Annotated in this window: 19 protein-coding genes; 10 read left to right on the forward strand and 9 right to left on the reverse strand. The window is 66.1% G+C overall.

What is annotated here, in order from left to right; genetic code table 11:
* Positions 1 to 90 precede the first annotated feature (90 nt).
* Both ACWEGE_RS12430 and mug read right to left on the reverse strand, forming a co-directional pair.
* Positions 91 to 876 carry a response regulator transcription factor gene (locus ACWEGE_RS12430; RefSeq protein ID WP_449660505.1) on the reverse strand — a complete coding sequence of 262 codons (786 nt, stop codon included), beginning with the start codon at positions 874 to 876 and terminating at the stop codon, positions 91 to 93.
* Between the two features lie 267 nt (positions 877 to 1,143).
* Positions 1,144 to 1,704 carry a G/U mismatch-specific DNA glycosylase gene (gene mug / locus ACWEGE_RS12435; protein ID WP_449660506.1) on the reverse strand — a complete coding sequence of 187 codons (561 nt, stop codon included), beginning with the start codon at positions 1,702 to 1,704 and terminating at the stop codon, positions 1,144 to 1,146.
* Between the two features lie 116 nt (positions 1,705 to 1,820).
* Here mug and ACWEGE_RS12440 point away from each other — a divergent pair, with 116 nt between their 5' ends.
* Positions 1,821 to 1,997: a hypothetical protein gene (locus tag ACWEGE_RS12440; protein ID WP_003058066.1), complete on the forward strand. Its 177-nt coding sequence runs from the start codon at positions 1,821 to 1,823 to the stop codon at positions 1,995 to 1,997.
* Here the strand turns inward: ACWEGE_RS12440 and ACWEGE_RS12445 are convergent.
* Both ACWEGE_RS12445 and ACWEGE_RS12450 read right to left on the reverse strand, forming a co-directional pair.
* The gene (locus tag ACWEGE_RS12445; protein WP_449660507.1) at positions 1,938 to 2,564 is read right to left on the reverse strand and encodes a VanZ family protein; all 627 of its coding nucleotides are present in this window, start codon (positions 2,562 to 2,564) and stop codon (positions 1,938 to 1,940) included. The genes ACWEGE_RS12440 and ACWEGE_RS12445 overlap by 60 nt on opposite strands.
* On the reverse strand, positions 2,561 to 2,785 hold the full coding sequence (locus tag ACWEGE_RS12450; protein WP_449660508.1) for a hypothetical protein: 225 nt from the start codon (positions 2,783 to 2,785) through the stop codon (positions 2,561 to 2,563). The genes ACWEGE_RS12445 and ACWEGE_RS12450 overlap by 4 nt, the downstream gene beginning before the upstream one ends.
* Between ACWEGE_RS12450 and ACWEGE_RS12455 the strand changes: the two genes are divergently transcribed.
* The 4 genes from ACWEGE_RS12455 to ACWEGE_RS12470 all read left to right on the forward strand — a co-directional run bounded on the left by ACWEGE_RS12455 (position 2,784) and on the right by ACWEGE_RS12470 (position 6,855).
* A complete protein-coding gene (locus ACWEGE_RS12455; protein ID WP_449660509.1) occupies positions 2,784 to 3,863 on the forward strand; it encodes a Gfo/Idh/MocA family protein in 1,080 nt (359 codons plus the stop codon). The genes ACWEGE_RS12450 and ACWEGE_RS12455 overlap by 2 nt on opposite strands.
* A 39-nt stretch (positions 3,864 to 3,902) precedes the next feature.
* Positions 3,903 to 4,682 (forward strand): alpha/beta fold hydrolase, encoded by a 780-nt coding sequence (locus ACWEGE_RS12460; protein ID WP_449660510.1) that lies wholly within the window; start codon positions 3,903 to 3,905, stop codon positions 4,680 to 4,682.
* Between the two features lie 116 nt (positions 4,683 to 4,798).
* Positions 4,799 to 6,490: a bifunctional metallophosphatase/5'-nucleotidase gene (locus tag ACWEGE_RS12465; RefSeq protein ID WP_449660511.1), complete on the forward strand. Its 1,692-nt coding sequence runs from the start codon at positions 4,799 to 4,801 to the stop codon at positions 6,488 to 6,490.
* 38 nt (positions 6,491 to 6,528) lie between these two features.
* On the forward strand, positions 6,529 to 6,855 hold the full coding sequence (locus ACWEGE_RS12470) for an MmcQ/YjbR family DNA-binding protein (protein WP_449660512.1): 327 nt from the start codon (positions 6,529 to 6,531) through the stop codon (positions 6,853 to 6,855).
* On the opposite strand, the gene ACWEGE_RS12475 is transcribed toward ACWEGE_RS12470, so the two are convergent.
* Both ACWEGE_RS12475 and ACWEGE_RS12480 read right to left on the reverse strand, forming a co-directional pair.
* Entirely contained in the window at positions 6,848 to 7,378 is a 531-nt protein-coding gene (locus tag ACWEGE_RS12475; protein WP_449660513.1) for a GNAT family N-acetyltransferase, read from the reverse strand. The two genes, ACWEGE_RS12470 and ACWEGE_RS12475, sit on opposite strands and share 8 nt — an antisense overlap.
* A 2-nt stretch (positions 7,379 to 7,380) precedes the next feature.
* The gene (locus tag ACWEGE_RS12480; RefSeq protein WP_449660514.1) at positions 7,381 to 7,758 is read right to left on the reverse strand and encodes a nitroreductase family deazaflavin-dependent oxidoreductase; all 378 of its coding nucleotides are present in this window, start codon (positions 7,756 to 7,758) and stop codon (positions 7,381 to 7,383) included.
* 86 nt (positions 7,759 to 7,844) lie between these two features.
* Between ACWEGE_RS12480 and ACWEGE_RS12485 the strand changes: the two genes are divergently transcribed.
* The 5 genes from ACWEGE_RS12485 to ACWEGE_RS12505 all read left to right on the forward strand — a co-directional run bounded on the left by ACWEGE_RS12485 (position 7,845) and on the right by ACWEGE_RS12505 (position 11,588).
* Complete coding sequence (locus ACWEGE_RS12485; RefSeq protein ID WP_449660515.1) at positions 7,845 to 8,495, forward strand: hypothetical protein; 651 nt, start codon at positions 7,845 to 7,847, stop codon at positions 8,493 to 8,495.
* Between the two features lie 98 nt (positions 8,496 to 8,593).
* Positions 8,594 to 8,944 carry a YciI family protein gene (locus tag ACWEGE_RS12490; protein ID WP_449660516.1) on the forward strand — a complete coding sequence of 117 codons (351 nt, stop codon included), beginning with the start codon at positions 8,594 to 8,596 and terminating at the stop codon, positions 8,942 to 8,944.
* Positions 8,941 to 10,128: an RNA polymerase sigma factor gene (locus ACWEGE_RS12495; protein ID WP_449660517.1), complete on the forward strand. Its 1,188-nt coding sequence runs from the start codon at positions 8,941 to 8,943 to the stop codon at positions 10,126 to 10,128. The genes ACWEGE_RS12490 and ACWEGE_RS12495 overlap by 4 nt, the downstream gene beginning before the upstream one ends.
* Positions 10,129 to 10,222: 94 nt before the next feature.
* Positions 10,223 to 10,615, forward strand: coding sequence for a nuclear transport factor 2 family protein (locus ACWEGE_RS12500; RefSeq protein WP_449660518.1), 393 nt, complete (start codon positions 10,223 to 10,225; stop codon positions 10,613 to 10,615).
* A 493-nt stretch (positions 10,616 to 11,108) separates the two neighbouring features.
* On the forward strand, positions 11,109 to 11,588 hold the full coding sequence (locus ACWEGE_RS12505) for a hypothetical protein (protein ID WP_449660519.1): 480 nt from the start codon (positions 11,109 to 11,111) through the stop codon (positions 11,586 to 11,588).
* Positions 11,589 to 11,685: 97 nt separating this feature from the next.
* Here ACWEGE_RS12505 and ACWEGE_RS12510 read toward each other — a convergent pair whose 3' ends face one another.
* Genes ACWEGE_RS12510 through ACWEGE_RS12520 form a run of 3 tightly spaced genes read right to left on the reverse strand, consistent with a single transcriptional unit; the run spans position 11,686 to position 15,141 of the window.
* Positions 11,686 to 12,627: a PIN domain-containing protein gene (locus ACWEGE_RS12510; protein WP_449660520.1), complete on the reverse strand. Its 942-nt coding sequence runs from the start codon at positions 12,625 to 12,627 to the stop codon at positions 11,686 to 11,688.
* A complete protein-coding gene (locus ACWEGE_RS12515) occupies positions 12,617 to 13,648 on the reverse strand; it encodes a ParA family protein (protein WP_449660521.1) in 1,032 nt (343 codons plus the stop codon). The genes ACWEGE_RS12510 and ACWEGE_RS12515 overlap by 11 nt, the downstream gene beginning before the upstream one ends.
* 8 nt (positions 13,649 to 13,656) lie before the next feature.
* Positions 13,657 to 15,141, reverse strand: coding sequence for a mCpol domain-containing protein (locus ACWEGE_RS12520; RefSeq protein WP_449660522.1), 1,485 nt, complete (start codon positions 15,139 to 15,141; stop codon positions 13,657 to 13,659).
* Positions 15,142 to 15,188 lie beyond the last annotated feature (47 nt).

Genomic DNA, 15,188 nt, shown 5'->3' on the forward strand with positions numbered 1-15,188 from the left:
TATTACCTGCGGGTAACCAGAGCAAGCGGATCCGCACTTCCGAGTATCGGAAATCCACCCGAATGTTGCCTTCTGCCTGGGGAACGGGCCTCAGCGATGGCCCGGGATCGCCGTTGTGTCCGCCGTCACCGGGAGGTACCCGTCTTCCGGTCGGGCGATCAGGATCCCGCTGCGGAAGGCGATCGTCACCGCGTGTGTGCGGTCCCGGGCGGAAAGCTTGCGCAGAATGCTCTTCACGTGGGTTCGGACGGTCTCGACCGACAGGAACAGCAGCTTCGCGATCGCCGAGTTCTCGAGGCCCTCGGCGACCAGCTGGAGCACCTGGTACTCGCGCCTGGACAGCGGCATCGCGCCGCGCGGCGACGGCGGGCTGTCGTGGGCGAGGTCGCCCTTCGGGGTGGTCGTGCGCTTCGGCCGGGCGGTCAACGCGGCCAGCGCCGGGTCGATGTAACGGCGTTCGCTGTGCGCCCGCCGGATCGCTTCGGCGAGCCGTCGTGAATCGATCGACCGCGGCACGATCGCGTGCGCGCCGGCGGCGATCGCGGCCGCGAGGTACTGCTGCGTGCGATTCGCGTCACGGATCATGGTGACCAGGATCAGCGCGGGGTCACCGGAGTTGAGCAGCTTGGTCAGGTGGCAGTTCGGGTCGAGCGCCGAGTCGAGCACGACGACGTCCGGCTTGACCTGCTCGCACAGCTGCAGGGCGGCGTGGTGGCTGGCGGCCTGCCCGGCCCAGTGCAGGCCCTGGCTGCGGTGCACGAGCGCGGCGAGGCCGTCGCGGAAGATCGGCACGGGATCGACGACCGCCACGCCGAGGCTGCGCCCGCCTGGTCCGGCCGGCCCGGTGGGCCTGCGGGTGGGCTCGATGCCGTGCATCGCGGGCCTCCGTCTCTGCGCTGTCGCTCCCGGGGCGCCGGACGTCTCCGGCGTCGTCCGGTCTCCCTGCCTGGACCGGTCGGAAGTGACTCCTCCTGCTTGGTACGAGTCGCGATTGCGCAGCTCATGACGCCAAATCCCCCTCATGGCCCAATCCGCCGGTCACAGCAAACTTTCCGTAGAAGTCGATCTTGAAGAGATGGCTCGGCCGGGCGGGAAGGGACCTGATGGGGCAGTCGGCGCTACTGAGGGTGGCCCGCAGGAGTTTCAACGATTTCGACAGTTGCCGGATGCGGCCCGCAGCTCGGCGAATTCGGCCGCCAGCCCGGCCGGCGTCCAGTGCGCGTTGAGCCCGCTCGGGTTCGGCAGCACCCACACGTGGGTGTCGCCGATCCGGTGGTCCTGCCGCCCGACGCGCGCCTTCGGGAAGCCGAAGGCGGTCCGGTAGGCGGTGATCCCGACGACGGCCAGCCACCGCGGCCGGTACTTGAGCACCTTGTTGACCAGCAGTTTTCCGCCTTCGCGGAGTTCGTCGTCGGTCAGCTCGTCGGCGCGGGCGGTGGTCCTGGCGACGACGTTCGTGACGCCGAGGCCGAGCTCCAGCAGCTTGTCCTGCTCGCTGGGCGAGTAGAGCCGCGGGGTGAAGCCGCCGTTGTGGAGCGCGGGCCAGAAGCGGTTGCCGGGCCGGGCGAAGTGCTGCCCGAGTGCGCCGGAGTAGAGGCCGGGGTTGATGCCGCAGAAGAGGACGTCGAGGCCGGGGACGATGACGTCGGGGATGGTGGCGTTGTGCGCCGCGGCCAGCTGGTCCTTCGTGGGTCGGTTGCTCACCCGTCCAGTTTCCGGTCGATCCCGGACCACCGCTTCGTCGCGTGGGGTAGCGAATTCGGTACTGACCTGCGTAACCTGTGTGATCTCCCGCACAGCGCCGTACCGAGGAGGATTTCGTGCAGCTTCCGATCGTCCTCGGGCTGGTCGCGCTGGTACTGGCCGTCGCCGCGCTGGTCGTCGTCCTGGAAGACCGGCGGGCCGCCAAGCGGGCCGCGCTGCAGCGGAAAGCGCGGCTAGCGCGTCTCGGCGAGGTGGACCCGCTCGCGCCGGGCCGGCTGCACGTCGACCGGTGAACGCAGGAGCGTCAGCAGAAGGGCGCCGAACACCCAGCCGGCCACCGCGCCTGCCGTGTTGTTCATGAGGTCGTCGACGTCGAAGATCCGGTAGACGTACGGTGCCGTGCCGAAGTTGGCGGTGAGCTGCGTGAACTCGATGAGCAGCGACGCCGTGAAGCCGATCAGCGCGGTGCCGGTCAGGCCGCGGCGCCACAGGGTGCGCGCGAACACCCCGAGCGGCACGAACAGCAGGACGTTCAGGCACGCCTGCTGGAACGTCTGCGTCGTGAACCAGTCCCCGCCGTGCTTGAGCAGCTCCGTGTGGATGTCGGCGATCCACTGGAACGGGTGCAGCTGCACCGTCTGGCCGAGCCGGCGGGTGCCGGGGTCCGGCAGCGGCAGGAGGACGACCGCGACCGCCAAACAGCCGTAGAGCAGCACCGCCGCCGTCGTCGCGATGCTGCGCGGGCGCAGGCCGCCGTGCCGGGCGAGCTGGGTGATCAGCTGCGGGACCAGCACCACGGACCACAGCGCGAGGAAGGCGATGAAGCCGTACTGCAGGGCTGTGAGCTGTGCGTTCGTCATGCCATCGACGCTATGGATCTTGCCCCCGGTACCGCTTCGGTCGAAGAGCTCGCCGGTCCGGAGCCGGCATCGGCCACTCGGCCGACCCGCGCGCGGCCGATCGGCGGGTCGTGGGTGATCGAAGTCATGTCGTCGTAACCGGATGCGGCTTGCGCCGATACGGGAATGCGCACGACGCTCGGCACGTCGGGCTCTGTGCAGGCGACGAAAGGAACGCTCATGGCTCCGGTCCGGGTCGGCATCGTCGGGCTCAGCGCGAACGGCGGCTGGGCCGCCACCGCGCACGTGCCCGCGCTGGCCGCGGTGGACGGCTACGAACTCCGCGCGCTCAGCGGCAGCAGCGCGGACTCGGCGCGGGTGGCCGGCGAGAAGTACGGCGTGCCGCTGACCTTCGGCGACGCCGGCGAGCTCGCCCGGCACCCGGAGGTCGACCTCGTCGTGGTCGCCGTGAAGGTGCCGCAGCACCGCGCGCTCATCGAGCCCGCGCTGGCCGCGGGCAAGCAGGTGCTGAGCGAGTGGCCGCTGGGCGTCAGCCTGGCCGAAACCGAGGCGCTGGCCGAAGCCGCCCGGGGCCGGACGACCGCGGTCGGCCTGCAGGGGCGGTCCGCGCCGGCGTTGCGCTACCTGCGTGACCTCATCAAGGACGGCTACGTCGGCCGCGTGCTTTCGACGTCGCTCATCGCTTCGGGCGCGAACTGGGGGCCGAGTGTGCGGGCCGGCCGCGGCTACCAGCTGCACCCCGCGGGCGGGGCGACGATGCTGACCATCCCGTTCGCGCACACCGTCGACGCGGTGGCCATGGTCCTCGGCGGTTTCGCCCAGCTTTCGGCGACGATGGCGACGGTCCGGCCGCGGGTGCGCGACGAGGTCACCGGCGAGTCCGTCGAGATGACCGCGCCGGACCAGATCGCCGTCACCGGCGTGCTGACCGGCGGCGCGGTCGCGTCGCTGCACCTGCGGGGCGGGACGTCGCCGGCCACGGACTTCCACTGGGAGATCAACGGCACCGAGGGCACGCTGGTCGTCGGGGCCGCGGACCCGCTGTTCTGGATCGCGAAGCTCACGCTGCGCGGCAGCCGGACCGGGACGCTGGAGAAGCTGACCGTGCCCGCGCGGTACGAGCTGCCGCAGCTGGCCGGCCGCAGCGCCGAGCCGTCGTACAACGTGGCGCACGCCTACGCCCGCCACCTCAAGGGCGACTTGCCGGACTTCGCGCACGCCGTGGGCGTGCACCGGGTGCTCGACGCCGTCCAGCGCTCGGCCGACAGCGGGACCCGGATCCAGGTGGACGCAAAGTAACTGTTACTGCTGGTCGTAGGTTTCCGCTACCCTCGGGTCATGGACGACGTTGTCTACGACCGGGCGGGCCGGGGCGAGCCGCTGGTGCTGATCCACGGCATCGGCCACCGCCGCCAGGCGTGGGCACCGGTGTTTCCGCTGCTCACGCCGCATCGCGACGTCATCGCCGTCGACCTGCCCGGCTTCGGCGAGTCGCCCGAGCCGTCCGGCGGGTACGGCATCGAGCCCGCGCTGGTGATGTTCAAGGAGCTCTTCACCGACCTCGGGCTCGACCGGCCGCACGCGGCCGGCAACTCGCTCGGCGGCCTGCTGTCGCTGGCCCTCGGGCAGGCCGGGCTGGTCCGCAGCGTCACGGCGTTGTCGCCGGCCGGGCTGTGGACCCGGCGCCAGAAGCTGTACGCCATCGCCATGCTCAAGGCCCACCGCGCCCTCGCCCAGCGCACGCCGCCGCACGTCGTGCGCCGCATCGCCGCCACCGCGTCCGGGCGCCGCGCTCTGACCGGGATGATCGTCGGGCGGCCCGAGCGGCAGACGCCGGACGCCGTCGTCGAGGACGCCCGCGCGCTCGCCACCGCGCCCGGCTTCGAGCCCACCGCCGCCCAGTCGCGTGGGGACTTCCGCTTCACCGGCCCGGTGACCGGCGTCCCGGTGACCATCGCCTGGGCCGAGCGCGACCGGATCCTCGCCCGGCCGCGCGTCGCCGACCTGCGGAAAGTCGCGCCGGGCGGGGTGTTCCGCTTGCTGCCGGGCTGCGGGCACGTGCCGATGAACGACGACCCCGGCCTCGTCGCGCGGGTGCTGCTCGAGGGAAGCCGTTAGGTGACATTCGCTTTACGTCCGTCTTTTGACCCTGGTAGGTGACTGCTTCGCGAGGCAGAATCCTCCGCCGTGCGCCCGTTCGGGGACCTGGGGCGCGAATCGGAGGAAGAACACTCATGAGGCTTTCGACCCGGCTCGCGGTATTGGCCGCGGCCGCGCTGGCGACGACGGCGGTGACCACCGCACCCGCGTCCGCGGGCCAGCGCCCGGATCCCACCACCGACGTCCGGATCATCGGGTTCAACGACCTGCACGGCAACCTGGAGCCGCCGTCCGGCTCCAGTGGTCGCGTGGTGCAGTCGGACGGGACCACTGTGGACGCCGGCGGCGCCGCTTACCTGGCCACGCACGTGAAGCAGCTGCGGGCGCAGGTGGCCAACTCGTTCGTCGTGTCCGCCGGGGACAACATCGGCGCGTCGCCGCTGACCTCGGCGCTGTTCCACGACGAGCCGACCATCGACTTCCTGAACATGCTGGGGGTCAACGCGTCCGTCGTCGGCAACCACGAGTTCGACGAGGGCTACAAGGAACTGCAGCGCATGCAGTTCGGTGGCTGCCACCCCACGGACGGCTGCCAGTTCCAGAAGAGCTTCGACGGTGCGAAGTTCCCGTTCCTCGGGTCCAATGTGTACTTCACCAACGGCCTGCCCGCGCTGTTGCCGTTCACCGTGAAGTTCGAGGGCGGCGTGCCGATCGGCGTCATCGGCGCCACGCTGAAGGACCTGCCGTCCGTCGTCACGCCGGAGGCCATCAAGGGCCTGAAGTTCGGCGACGAGGTCGAGGCGATCAACCGGACCTCGAACCTGCTGGACTACTTCGGCGTCAAGGCCCAGGTCGTGCTGATGCACCAGGGTGACGGCACCGAGGTCGAGGGCCCGAACGACTGCAAGCTGCGCCCCGGCCCGGCCGCCGCGATCGCCGCCGCGGTGACGCCGAAGGTCGACGCCTTCTTCACCGGGCACAGCCACCAGCAGTACAACTGCGTGATCAACGACCCGGCCGGCCAGCCGCGGCCGGTCATCCAGGGCTCGTCGTTCGGGCGCCTGCTGTCGGTGATCGACCTGAAGATCAGCCGCAAGACCCGCGACGTCGTGCGGTCGCAGACCAAGGCGTTCAACGAGATCGTCACCCGCACGGTCACCCCGGACCCGGCCGTGGCGGCGCTGGTCGCCGACGCGAAGACCAAGTCCGCGCCGATCGCGAACCGCGAGGTCGGCACCATCACCGCGGACCTGCCGGCGGCGGGCAACGCGGCCGGCGAGTCGCCGCTGGGCGACGTCATCGCCGACGCGCAGCTCGCGGGCACGCAGTCGAACAACGCGGTCGTCGCGATCACCAACCCGGGCGGCATCCGCGCCGACCTGACGTACAAGTCGTCGCCGAGCGGCGAGGGCGACGGCGTGGTGACCTACGGCGAGGCGTTCACCGTCCAGCCGTTCTCGAACATCATGCAGACGATCACGCTGACCGGCGCGAACCTGAAGAACGTGCTGGAACAGCAGTGGACGGCGACCGGCACGAAGATCCTGCAGATCTCGAGCTCGCTGCACTACTCGTACTCGGCGAGCGCGCCGATCGGCTCGCGCGTTTCGGGCATCACGGTCAACGGCACGCCGGTCGACCCGGCGGCGACGTTCCGCGTGTCGGTGAACAACTTCCTCGCCGCCGGCGGGGACGGCTTCACCGAGTTCACCAAGGGCACCAACCTGTCGGGCGGCCCGGTGGACCTCGACGCGCTGGTCGCCTACCTGGGCGCGCACAAGCCGCAGGCCCCGCCCGCGGCCGACCGGATCACCCGCCTGCCGTAGGTCCGGTTCTTCCAAGACACCGGGTCGACAATGGACCCATGACGACCTGGGAAGACGTCGTCCGCCTCGCCTCCGGGCTGCCGGAGGTCGAGGCGTCGACGTGGTACCGAACGCCCGCGCTGAAGGTGGCGGGCAAGGGGTTCGCGCGGTTGCGCACCGAGGCCGAAGGCGGCCTGGTCGTGATGTGCGGGCTCGACGAGAAGGCCGCGTTGCTGGAGTCCGGCGACGCGGCCTTCTTCACGACCCCGCACTACGACGGGCACGGCTCGATCATCGTGGACCTCGAGCGCGTGGACGTCGATCAGCTGCGCGAGCTGCTCGAAGAGGCGTGGCGGCGGAAGGCGCCCCGCCGGCTGCTCACTTGAGCTCCCCGCGCAGCATGCTCATCAGGATCATGTCGTGGCGGCGGCCGCCCTCGCCGACGAACGCCTCGCGGTGCCTGCCGTCCTCGGAGAAGCCGACCTTGCGGTAGACGTGCCGGGCCCGCTCGTTCTCGGCGACCACCCAGAGCGTGATCATGTGCAGGCGCATGAACTCGAAGCCGTAGCGGCACATCACGCGCAGGGCGTCGGTGCCGTAGCCGCCGCCGTTGCGGTATCCGGCGTCACCGATGTAGACGTCCAGCTCGGCGTTGCCGACCTCGGGCCGGGCGTCCCGGAGGTCGATGACGCCGATCAGCTTGCCGTCGGCCTTGGTTTCGATGCCGAGCACGACCAGCTCGTACGTGTTGAGCGGGCGTTCCTCGCAGCGCTTGCGGATCTGCGCGCGTGAGCGCGGGTAGTCGTTGACCATCCAGCGGCCGACCTCGGGGTCGTGCACCCAGCCGAAGATGTCGTCCGCGTCCTCCGGCTCGAGCGCGCGCAGCCGGACGAGTTCCCCCTCGATCATCCCTACTCCCGTTTCACCAGCAGAAAGTCGTTGACGGCCAGCAAGCCGAAGAACTGGCGCACGGGCGTCGGCATCGCCCGGCGCGACTCATCATGCACGAGCTCCGGCGAGTGCACGCGGTAATTTTTCCGCCGGGTGACGATGGTGCAACTCTCCGCGGCCAGCACGTTCTTCACCCAGTCGGTGTCCGGGCCGTAGGTGAGCGCGATGACGAAGCCGTCCTCGGTGCGGAAGACGTTCAGCGGGGTGCGGTACTCCTTGCCGGATTTGCGTCCTTTGTGGACGAGCAGGCCGAAGCCCGGAGCCCAGTTCACGACGTACTTGTTGATCCGGTTGGTCACCACGCGGTTGAAGCGGGCGAGTCCTTTGGGCAGCACCATGAGCCGATAATATCAACGCACGATTAATTTATCGAGCGGCGACCCCGGCTCGCGGCCCGAGGTCGCCCGATGGTGGGATATGGCGCATGTCGACCGAATGGCCGCTGCGCCAGGACCCGGAAGGGCCGGTCATCATCGCGCTGGCCCTGGTGAACGACCCCGAAGCGCTGGGGTTCGTCGTGCTGGACGACGAGGACGACTGGTTCATCAGCGACGGCACCGAGCTGTCCGACGACGTGCTGGTCAACCGCGAGAGCTTCGGCAAGATGTCGCTGCGCGAGGCCGTCGAACTGCTGCCGCAGCTGGGCGCGCTGGCCGGCCTGCCGACCGGGATGGCCGCCGACTGGGACCCGGAGCGGCGCACCTGGCTGCTCTCGTCGGTGACCGGTTCCGACGACGAAGACGAGGACATCCGGCTGCTGGCCCAGCGCCGCGCGGCCTGGGAGTTCGAGGGCTCACCGGACGACGAAGCCCAGATCAGCAGCGGTCTCACCGAGATCCCGACCGGCCCGCAGCAGCCCGTGCGCGCCGTCCGCCAGGTCGTCCGCGAGCAGGACGGCACCTGGCTGTTCGTCGGCTTCGAGGTCCCCGAGGCGGAGGACTTCGAGGTCGAGGGCCTGGAGCTGGAGCACGTGGCGAACCTGTACCCGGACGTGCGCACGGTGCTGGAGGCCGCGCCGGGCCAGGTCTACGACCGCGCGACGCCGGACAGCGACTGGGAGCTCGTCGAGGGCTGAAGTTTTTTCGGCGCGGTTGTCCCGGCGACGCCCGCGCCGTTCGTCCTTACAGTGAGAGCCGGCGATCGGCGCCGGTCAGGACCTGTGAGGAGCACGCCATGCCCCAGTACGCCGCGATCATCTACGCCACGGACATCGACCCGACCACGCCCGAGGCCACGGACATGATGAAGGACTACGACGAGTTCGGCACGGGCGCGGCGGCGGTGATCCGCGGCGGCGCGGCGCTGTACCCGACGGCGACCGCGACGACGGTCCGCGTCACCGGCGGCAAGGGCGGCGACATCGTCACCAGCGACGGCCCGTACGCGGAGACGAAGGAAGCCCTCACCGGCTTCTACCTGCTCGAATGCGCCGATCTCGACGAAGCGGTCAAGGTCGCGGCCCGGATCCCGGGCGCCTGGGACGGCGCGATCGAGGTCCGGCCGGTCGTCGACTTCGGCAAGTGACCGGCGCCGGGGACGCGGTCGCGCGGCTGGTCCGGGACGAGGGGACCCGGGTACTGGCCACGCTGGTCCGCGTCACCGGCAGCGTCGACCTGGCCGAAGACGCGGTGCAGGACGCCGTCGTGCGCGCGCTGGAGACGTGGCCGCGCGACGGCGTCCCGGGCAACCCGCGCGGCTGGCTGCTGGTCGCGGCCCGCCGCCGCGCGGTCGACGTGGTCCGCCGCGAAGCGAAGCGGCTCGGGAAGGAGGCGGACGCGATGCCCGCGGTCGACCCGTTCCCGGACCCGGTGGTGGTCCGCGACGACCTGTTGCGGCTGGTCTTCACGTGCTGCCACCCGGCGCTGTCCCTGGACGCCCAGGTGGCTTTGGCGCTTCGGACACTGGGCGGTTTGTCGACCGCCGAGGTCGCCCGCGGCCTGCTGGTACCCGAAGCGACGATGGCGAAGCGGCTGACACGCGCGAAGCAGAAGATCGCCACCGCCCGGATCCCGTACCGGGTGCCTTCGGCGGAGGAACTGCCCTCGCGCTTGGCCGGCGTCGCGTCGACGGTGTACCTGATCTTCAACGAGGGCTACACGGGCCGCGGTTCGCTGCTCGCCGAGGCCGTCCGGCTGGCCCGCTTGCTGGTTTCGCTGATGCCGGACGAGCCGACGGCGCTGGGGCTGCTGGCCTTGGTGCTGCTGCAGGACGCCCGCCGCGCGGCGCGGTTCGCCGCGGGCGTGCCGGTGTTGCTGTCCGAACAGGACCGTTCGCTGTGGGACGCGGAGCTGATCAAGGAAGGCGTCGAGCTGGTCGGCCGCGGTTTGCGCCGGACGCCGACGGTGCCGAACGCGTACGTGGTCCAGGCGGCGATAGCGGCTTGCCACGACTTGGCGCCGTCGTTCCCGGAGACGAACTGGGACGCGGTGATCTCCTGGTACGACGTGCTGTTGTCGGTCCAGGACACCCCGGTGGTCCGGCTGAACCGCGCGGCCGCGGTGGCGGAACGGGACGGCCCCGAGCCGGCCCTGGCGCTGGTGGACGGGTTGTCCGGACTGGACGACTACCCGTGGTGGCACGCTTCACGGGCGGAGTTGTTGCACCGCTTGGGTTCTCCGACGGCGTTCGAGGCGTTGGAGCGTGCGGAGGAAACCGGCTTGCCCGCCGCCCACGTGGCACATTTGCGAAACCGGCTGGCGTCACGGTAGCCGTTTTCCTTGCCGAGCGGTGAAAATCGAGGCCTTGACCGTGGTCCGAACGGACGCGTTCGATGGACGGACGCCCTATCCGAGGAGGCCACCCATGGCCGAACACCAGAACGCCACTCTCATCCGCCGGGGCTACGAGGCGTTTTCCGCGGGCGACATCGCCACGCTGTCGGAGCTCCTCGCGCCGGACGCCGTGCAGCACATGCCCGGTCACAACGTGTTTTCCGGTGACCACAAAGGCCGCGACGCGATTCTCGCCATGTACGGGCAGCTGGCCGAGCGCAGCGGCGGAACGCTGAAGGTCGAGCTGGAGGAGGTCTACGCGAACGACGAGGAAGTCATCACCGTCTACCGCTCGACCGGCACCCGCAACGGAAAACACCTGGACACCCGCCACGCCCTGGTGTTCCGCATGCGCGACGGCAAGGCCGCGGAACTGACGGACGTTTCGAGCGACGAAGCCGCCGACGACGATTTCTGGTCCTGACGGAGAAAGCGAAAGGCCCCGGGTTTTGCGCCCGGGGCCTCTCGTCGAGAGCGGATGACGGGAATCGAACCCGCGTATTCAGCTTGGGAACCAGGGTGATCATGCTCGAAAGTGGCCCTGACCTGCGGAGGGACCTACCTCTTGGTGCCCGTTGTTAACCTTGGTTGACCGGCCTGAATGGCACGCTAATGGCATGACCTGTGCCCCCACCCAGACCTCCCCCGCCACCCCGATACGAAGCCAGCACGCGGCCGGTGGTGCCGGGTCAAGGCACGCTTTCCCGCCTTGACGCGGTGCTACCGGCCGTTGTCATGATCCGGCTCCGGGGTGGCCCAACGTCTCGCTTGTCTGGTCGTGTTGTCTGTGGCGCGGTGACCAAGCATACGAGCGGACACGTACGCTACCGAGCGTAGCAATGTCCGGCCAGGAAGCAGAGACGATGACTGGACCTACTCCGTGGTGGGGCACCCTAGTTGTAGCTGGGGTTGGCTTCTTGGGCGTGTTGGTGACGGTCTTCGTCACAGGCCGCCGTGAGGCCAAGAGAGCCGAGGAAACTCGCGCTGAGCGCGCTCGGGAGATGAGGTCAGACGTCTACGCTGAGTTCTATCGTGTCGTCGCGGCCTTTCGGAGAGTCGCAGACGAACTCGGGGAGGCGGCGAGCGCGCACCGGCAAGCGAAGACGAGGTTGGGGCAGTCCGGCCCCGAGAAGACTGTCAAGCGCCTGACTGACGACGTGCGTGCGCTTGGTGACTCGGCGGCGATGATGTACGGCCGGATTCGCCTCTTGGCTCCACCTGATGTGGTTCAGGCGGCCGAACGCGTGGTCAAGGGGCTGACGCCGTATCACGACGCGCGCGCGGCTGGGCAAACGGACAGTACCGAGGCCGACGGCCTGAAGCAATTGCTCGACGATGCGGTAGGAACGATGAGGCGAGACCTCGGTACGGGGATAAGCCACGAGACGTCGCGCTGAGGCCGCCGGCCGGAGCGGAGCGGAGGCCGGGCGGTCCTCTGCGGCGGCACGCTTGCGTGCCGCCCTTGATCCCATAGAGCCAAGTTCGGCAGTAGAGTTAGTCCGGCACCGAAACGTTTTCGAGCTCGGCCTCAATGTAGGTGCCGGATCCTTCTTCCTGCACGAACCACACCCGAGCTGTGACCTCGTCTGCGGACAATTCATCTGCCTCTTCGCCGATATCGCCGATATGAAGGTGAAGCTTCACTTCAAGCAGAGCGAGTATCGTTTCGTCAATCTTGTATGCTCGGATAACTCGGTGCTCGCTGACGGTGCTTGGTCCCAACTGGAGTGCTATGTCAGTCGACTTGTCTTCAACGAGGTCCGCGACGGCCGCGGTGGCGGAATCTAAGATTTCGACTATCCCGGCCTCTACGGCAGAGTTGTCAATCTGCTGAAGACCAATTCGCTCCGCGAGAAATGAAATTAGGTCGTCGAGTGACTTGTGGTAATGGAAGTTCGTGTCGCCCTGCAGCTCTGCGCGTAGTTCTTCATTAAGGCTCTTCTTGTCCTTGGCGGCAAAGTCGGCGGTATTCGATGACACGAAGTGAGTTTCATTGGTCGATGCGCGGTGACCACGTAAGACGGTGAGCCATATGGCAGAATCCCGTGATCCGGTACCCCCAGAGGCAGGTTTAACGCGGTTGGCCTCTCGAATGAGCGCCTCAACGGCATCATCTGGCGCGAGTGGTACTACCTCAAACGCCTCCGTAAGTTCACTTCTCCAGTCTTCTTCTACCTCTGCTGTGCCTGGCACATATATCGGAGGGAGTGAATAGAACTTGGAGCCTTCGTTGAACGCGGACAAAAGTTTATCGAACGCTTCTTCTGCTTCGCGCCCACGCGCATTAACTGATTCTTCAAGCGCAACCTGCGGGAGTTTTATTGTCATACCCTTGCGCGCGGCGACTTGTATAAGTGCCGAGATAATTGGCGTGCGAAGGCGTCCGCGGCGAGGCAGAACGCACGTGTCAAGAAATATCGACATTTTATGCTTCATTCACGAAGTCGACGCGTGAAGAGATTTCACTTGCCAGGCGGCTAAACAGGTCGTAGGTGTCTTTAGCGCGAGTATGCTGAGCTCCGCGAGCTTCTACGCCGCTCAATTCAAAGATAGCCTTATTTGTTCGTTGCGCAATCGGAACAAGGCTCGACAGATTCTTGATCTCGCCAATGCTCGCAGGTCCCTCGGGTATAACGACACCCGCTTTATCCAACGGTTCGATGACGCCGCGTTGATATTTCTCCGGGATCTGGCCAATCCACCTTTTATAGGCTGCAGCTGGCTCTTCTCGATAGACTGAAAACTGCTGGCTAATATAGCCAAGCGGCGAAGGCTTACCTGTGGGCAAGGCAAACGGTAGTTCCAACTCGCGTCGTTGCATGGCCCCCAGGGCGGCAGTCCATTCAGACACCCACAGAGCGGCACTCTTTCCTACGCTGCTCAGAGCGGTCAGAGAGAAAAGATCGGGCGCCAGGGGAATCACGAATCCGGTCGAAGCAAGTATTGCCGTTCGATTCAGTGCGCCGACGTTCGGGCCCAGGTCCATCATGATAAAGTCTGCATTAACCCTGCGGGCGGTATCCGTAACTAGCCTAAACACCGCAGTGCTCGTGCGAAAACCGCCAGGATTTCCGGCGACTGCTTCGATCCATCCGGTGGGAGCGATTTCTTCGAATTCGCTCAGTGCAATATGTCCCGGAAGGATCCAAGCAGACTTACGAATCTGAACGGGATCGACAGGGTTCACGTCCCCGGAACGATCAATTAATGGCTTTAAGCAGTCATAGACGGTTCGACCTCCGCTAATGAACGCCTCCAGCGGAGCTTCCGCGAGGGCGGCGCTAGTCAAGTTCGCCTGCGGGTCAAGGTCCACGAATAGCACGCGATGACCGTGTGACGCTAGAGCTAGCCCAACATTATAGACAAGAGTAGTCTTGCCTACTCCGCCTTTGTGGTTAAAGAAGGAGACTATGTTCAAAGGTGCTCCTAGCGTCGTAGATTCCGCCAACTCTAGCACGGTCTGTCCTATCGCTTGCGCTTCAGATCGCCACTGCCGACGGTGATATTCTTTCCCGTGGTCTTTGCTATCCGCAGCGCGGTATACGCTTCATGTGTGGTCGTGCCGTAGCCGCACGAAATTTTCAAGATAGATTCAGATCGGACACGGTCCAAAGCGTCCTCGAATGCTGCAATCGAATTATCTTCGAGCTCGAATATGGCGCTGTCTCCCGCAAAGGAGCGTAATGTTACTCCTGGGACAGACTTCATGGATTCGACGGCTACATTGATCAGCTGATCCATTTCCTTGCTGTAGGCGATCGCTTCGTTGAGACTGTTCGAGAGAAGTAGGTTCTCCATGCCGGAACCGATGTCATCACCGTCAATTATTGCGATCAGCTTTGCTGCGCCCTCGCGTGGCAGTTGCGCCGCTGCGACATTGGCGTCATAAGGGACAAGTCGACTGCCATCGGGCAAGAAAGCCCCCAGTGCAAACGCCAAGATCGACGGGCCTTGCATGAATACTCGTACAGGAACTTCAGGTGTGCCATAAATTTGATTAGCTGCGTTAGTCCATGTTGCAGATATGGCTTGAACATATTTCTCGGAAGACCCACCGCGAAGGCTGTTGTAGAACTCGTCTGCCGTCAACGACAGAGAAATCGCGTTATCGCATCGGTCGTCCTCATAGATCATATATCCGTTGCTTGCAACACCTGCCGCGGCCTCTAGGGCTTTGTCTCGAAAAGCTTGGTATCGGCCCGGCGATTGCGCTGCATATAGTATGATTCCCAGTCGCGGTAGAGGTGTCTTGCTAATCTTAAAGCGGGCGGATAAATTCTCATGCTGTTCAAGATGGAGCAGGCCGCTGATTGGACCAGTCGGCTGTAGCTCCTGCAAATTAATCTCGTGAATTTGCACCTTATCCTTATTGAAGACCGAGAGTGACTTGACGCGAAAGTCAAGGTTTAGGGTCGCTGACTCAATCGAGTCATCGGATATGGCGGCATAACGCTCGTGGTGGTTCCAAACTTGAGCGATCCGTCTTCCAAGTGCGAACGCCTCTTCGAGGCGGCAGTGCAGGTATACTGATAGGGGTGGTGTGCCGCTCGCCTGCAATTCGGCTTCTTCGAGTCGATGACGGATTGTCTTTACTGTCCAGTCGACTCGGTCTTCTAGACTTTTTTGGGAATCGTCTGGGCCTGAACGAAACCAATCACGATGATGCCGGGCCATTTGCTCATGAAGAAACTCCGTCACCTTGATCGACTGGGGCGTGTCGCCTGGCCGAGGCAAATGGATGTATACGCCGATTCCGGATTTACGCTTATCTTTTAGCCAGAGTATTAGCCCGGCGACCATTGCCAGGAGCCAGATTGCGAGAAGAAACAAGGGGTGCACTTCGTCGGCGAGGTTCGGGGCTGATCCAGCTATGAAGGCGACCGTGAACCAAAAAGCGAACTGGCGAGCGTCCAGCTTCCAGTAGTAAATACTCACCCGTCTTTTCGGCATTTATTTCCCTTGCTATCGCAGTGGCGGGTCTGTGTGATGCTCGCTCA

This window comes from Amycolatopsis sp. NPDC004747 (genome assembly GCF_053601335.1).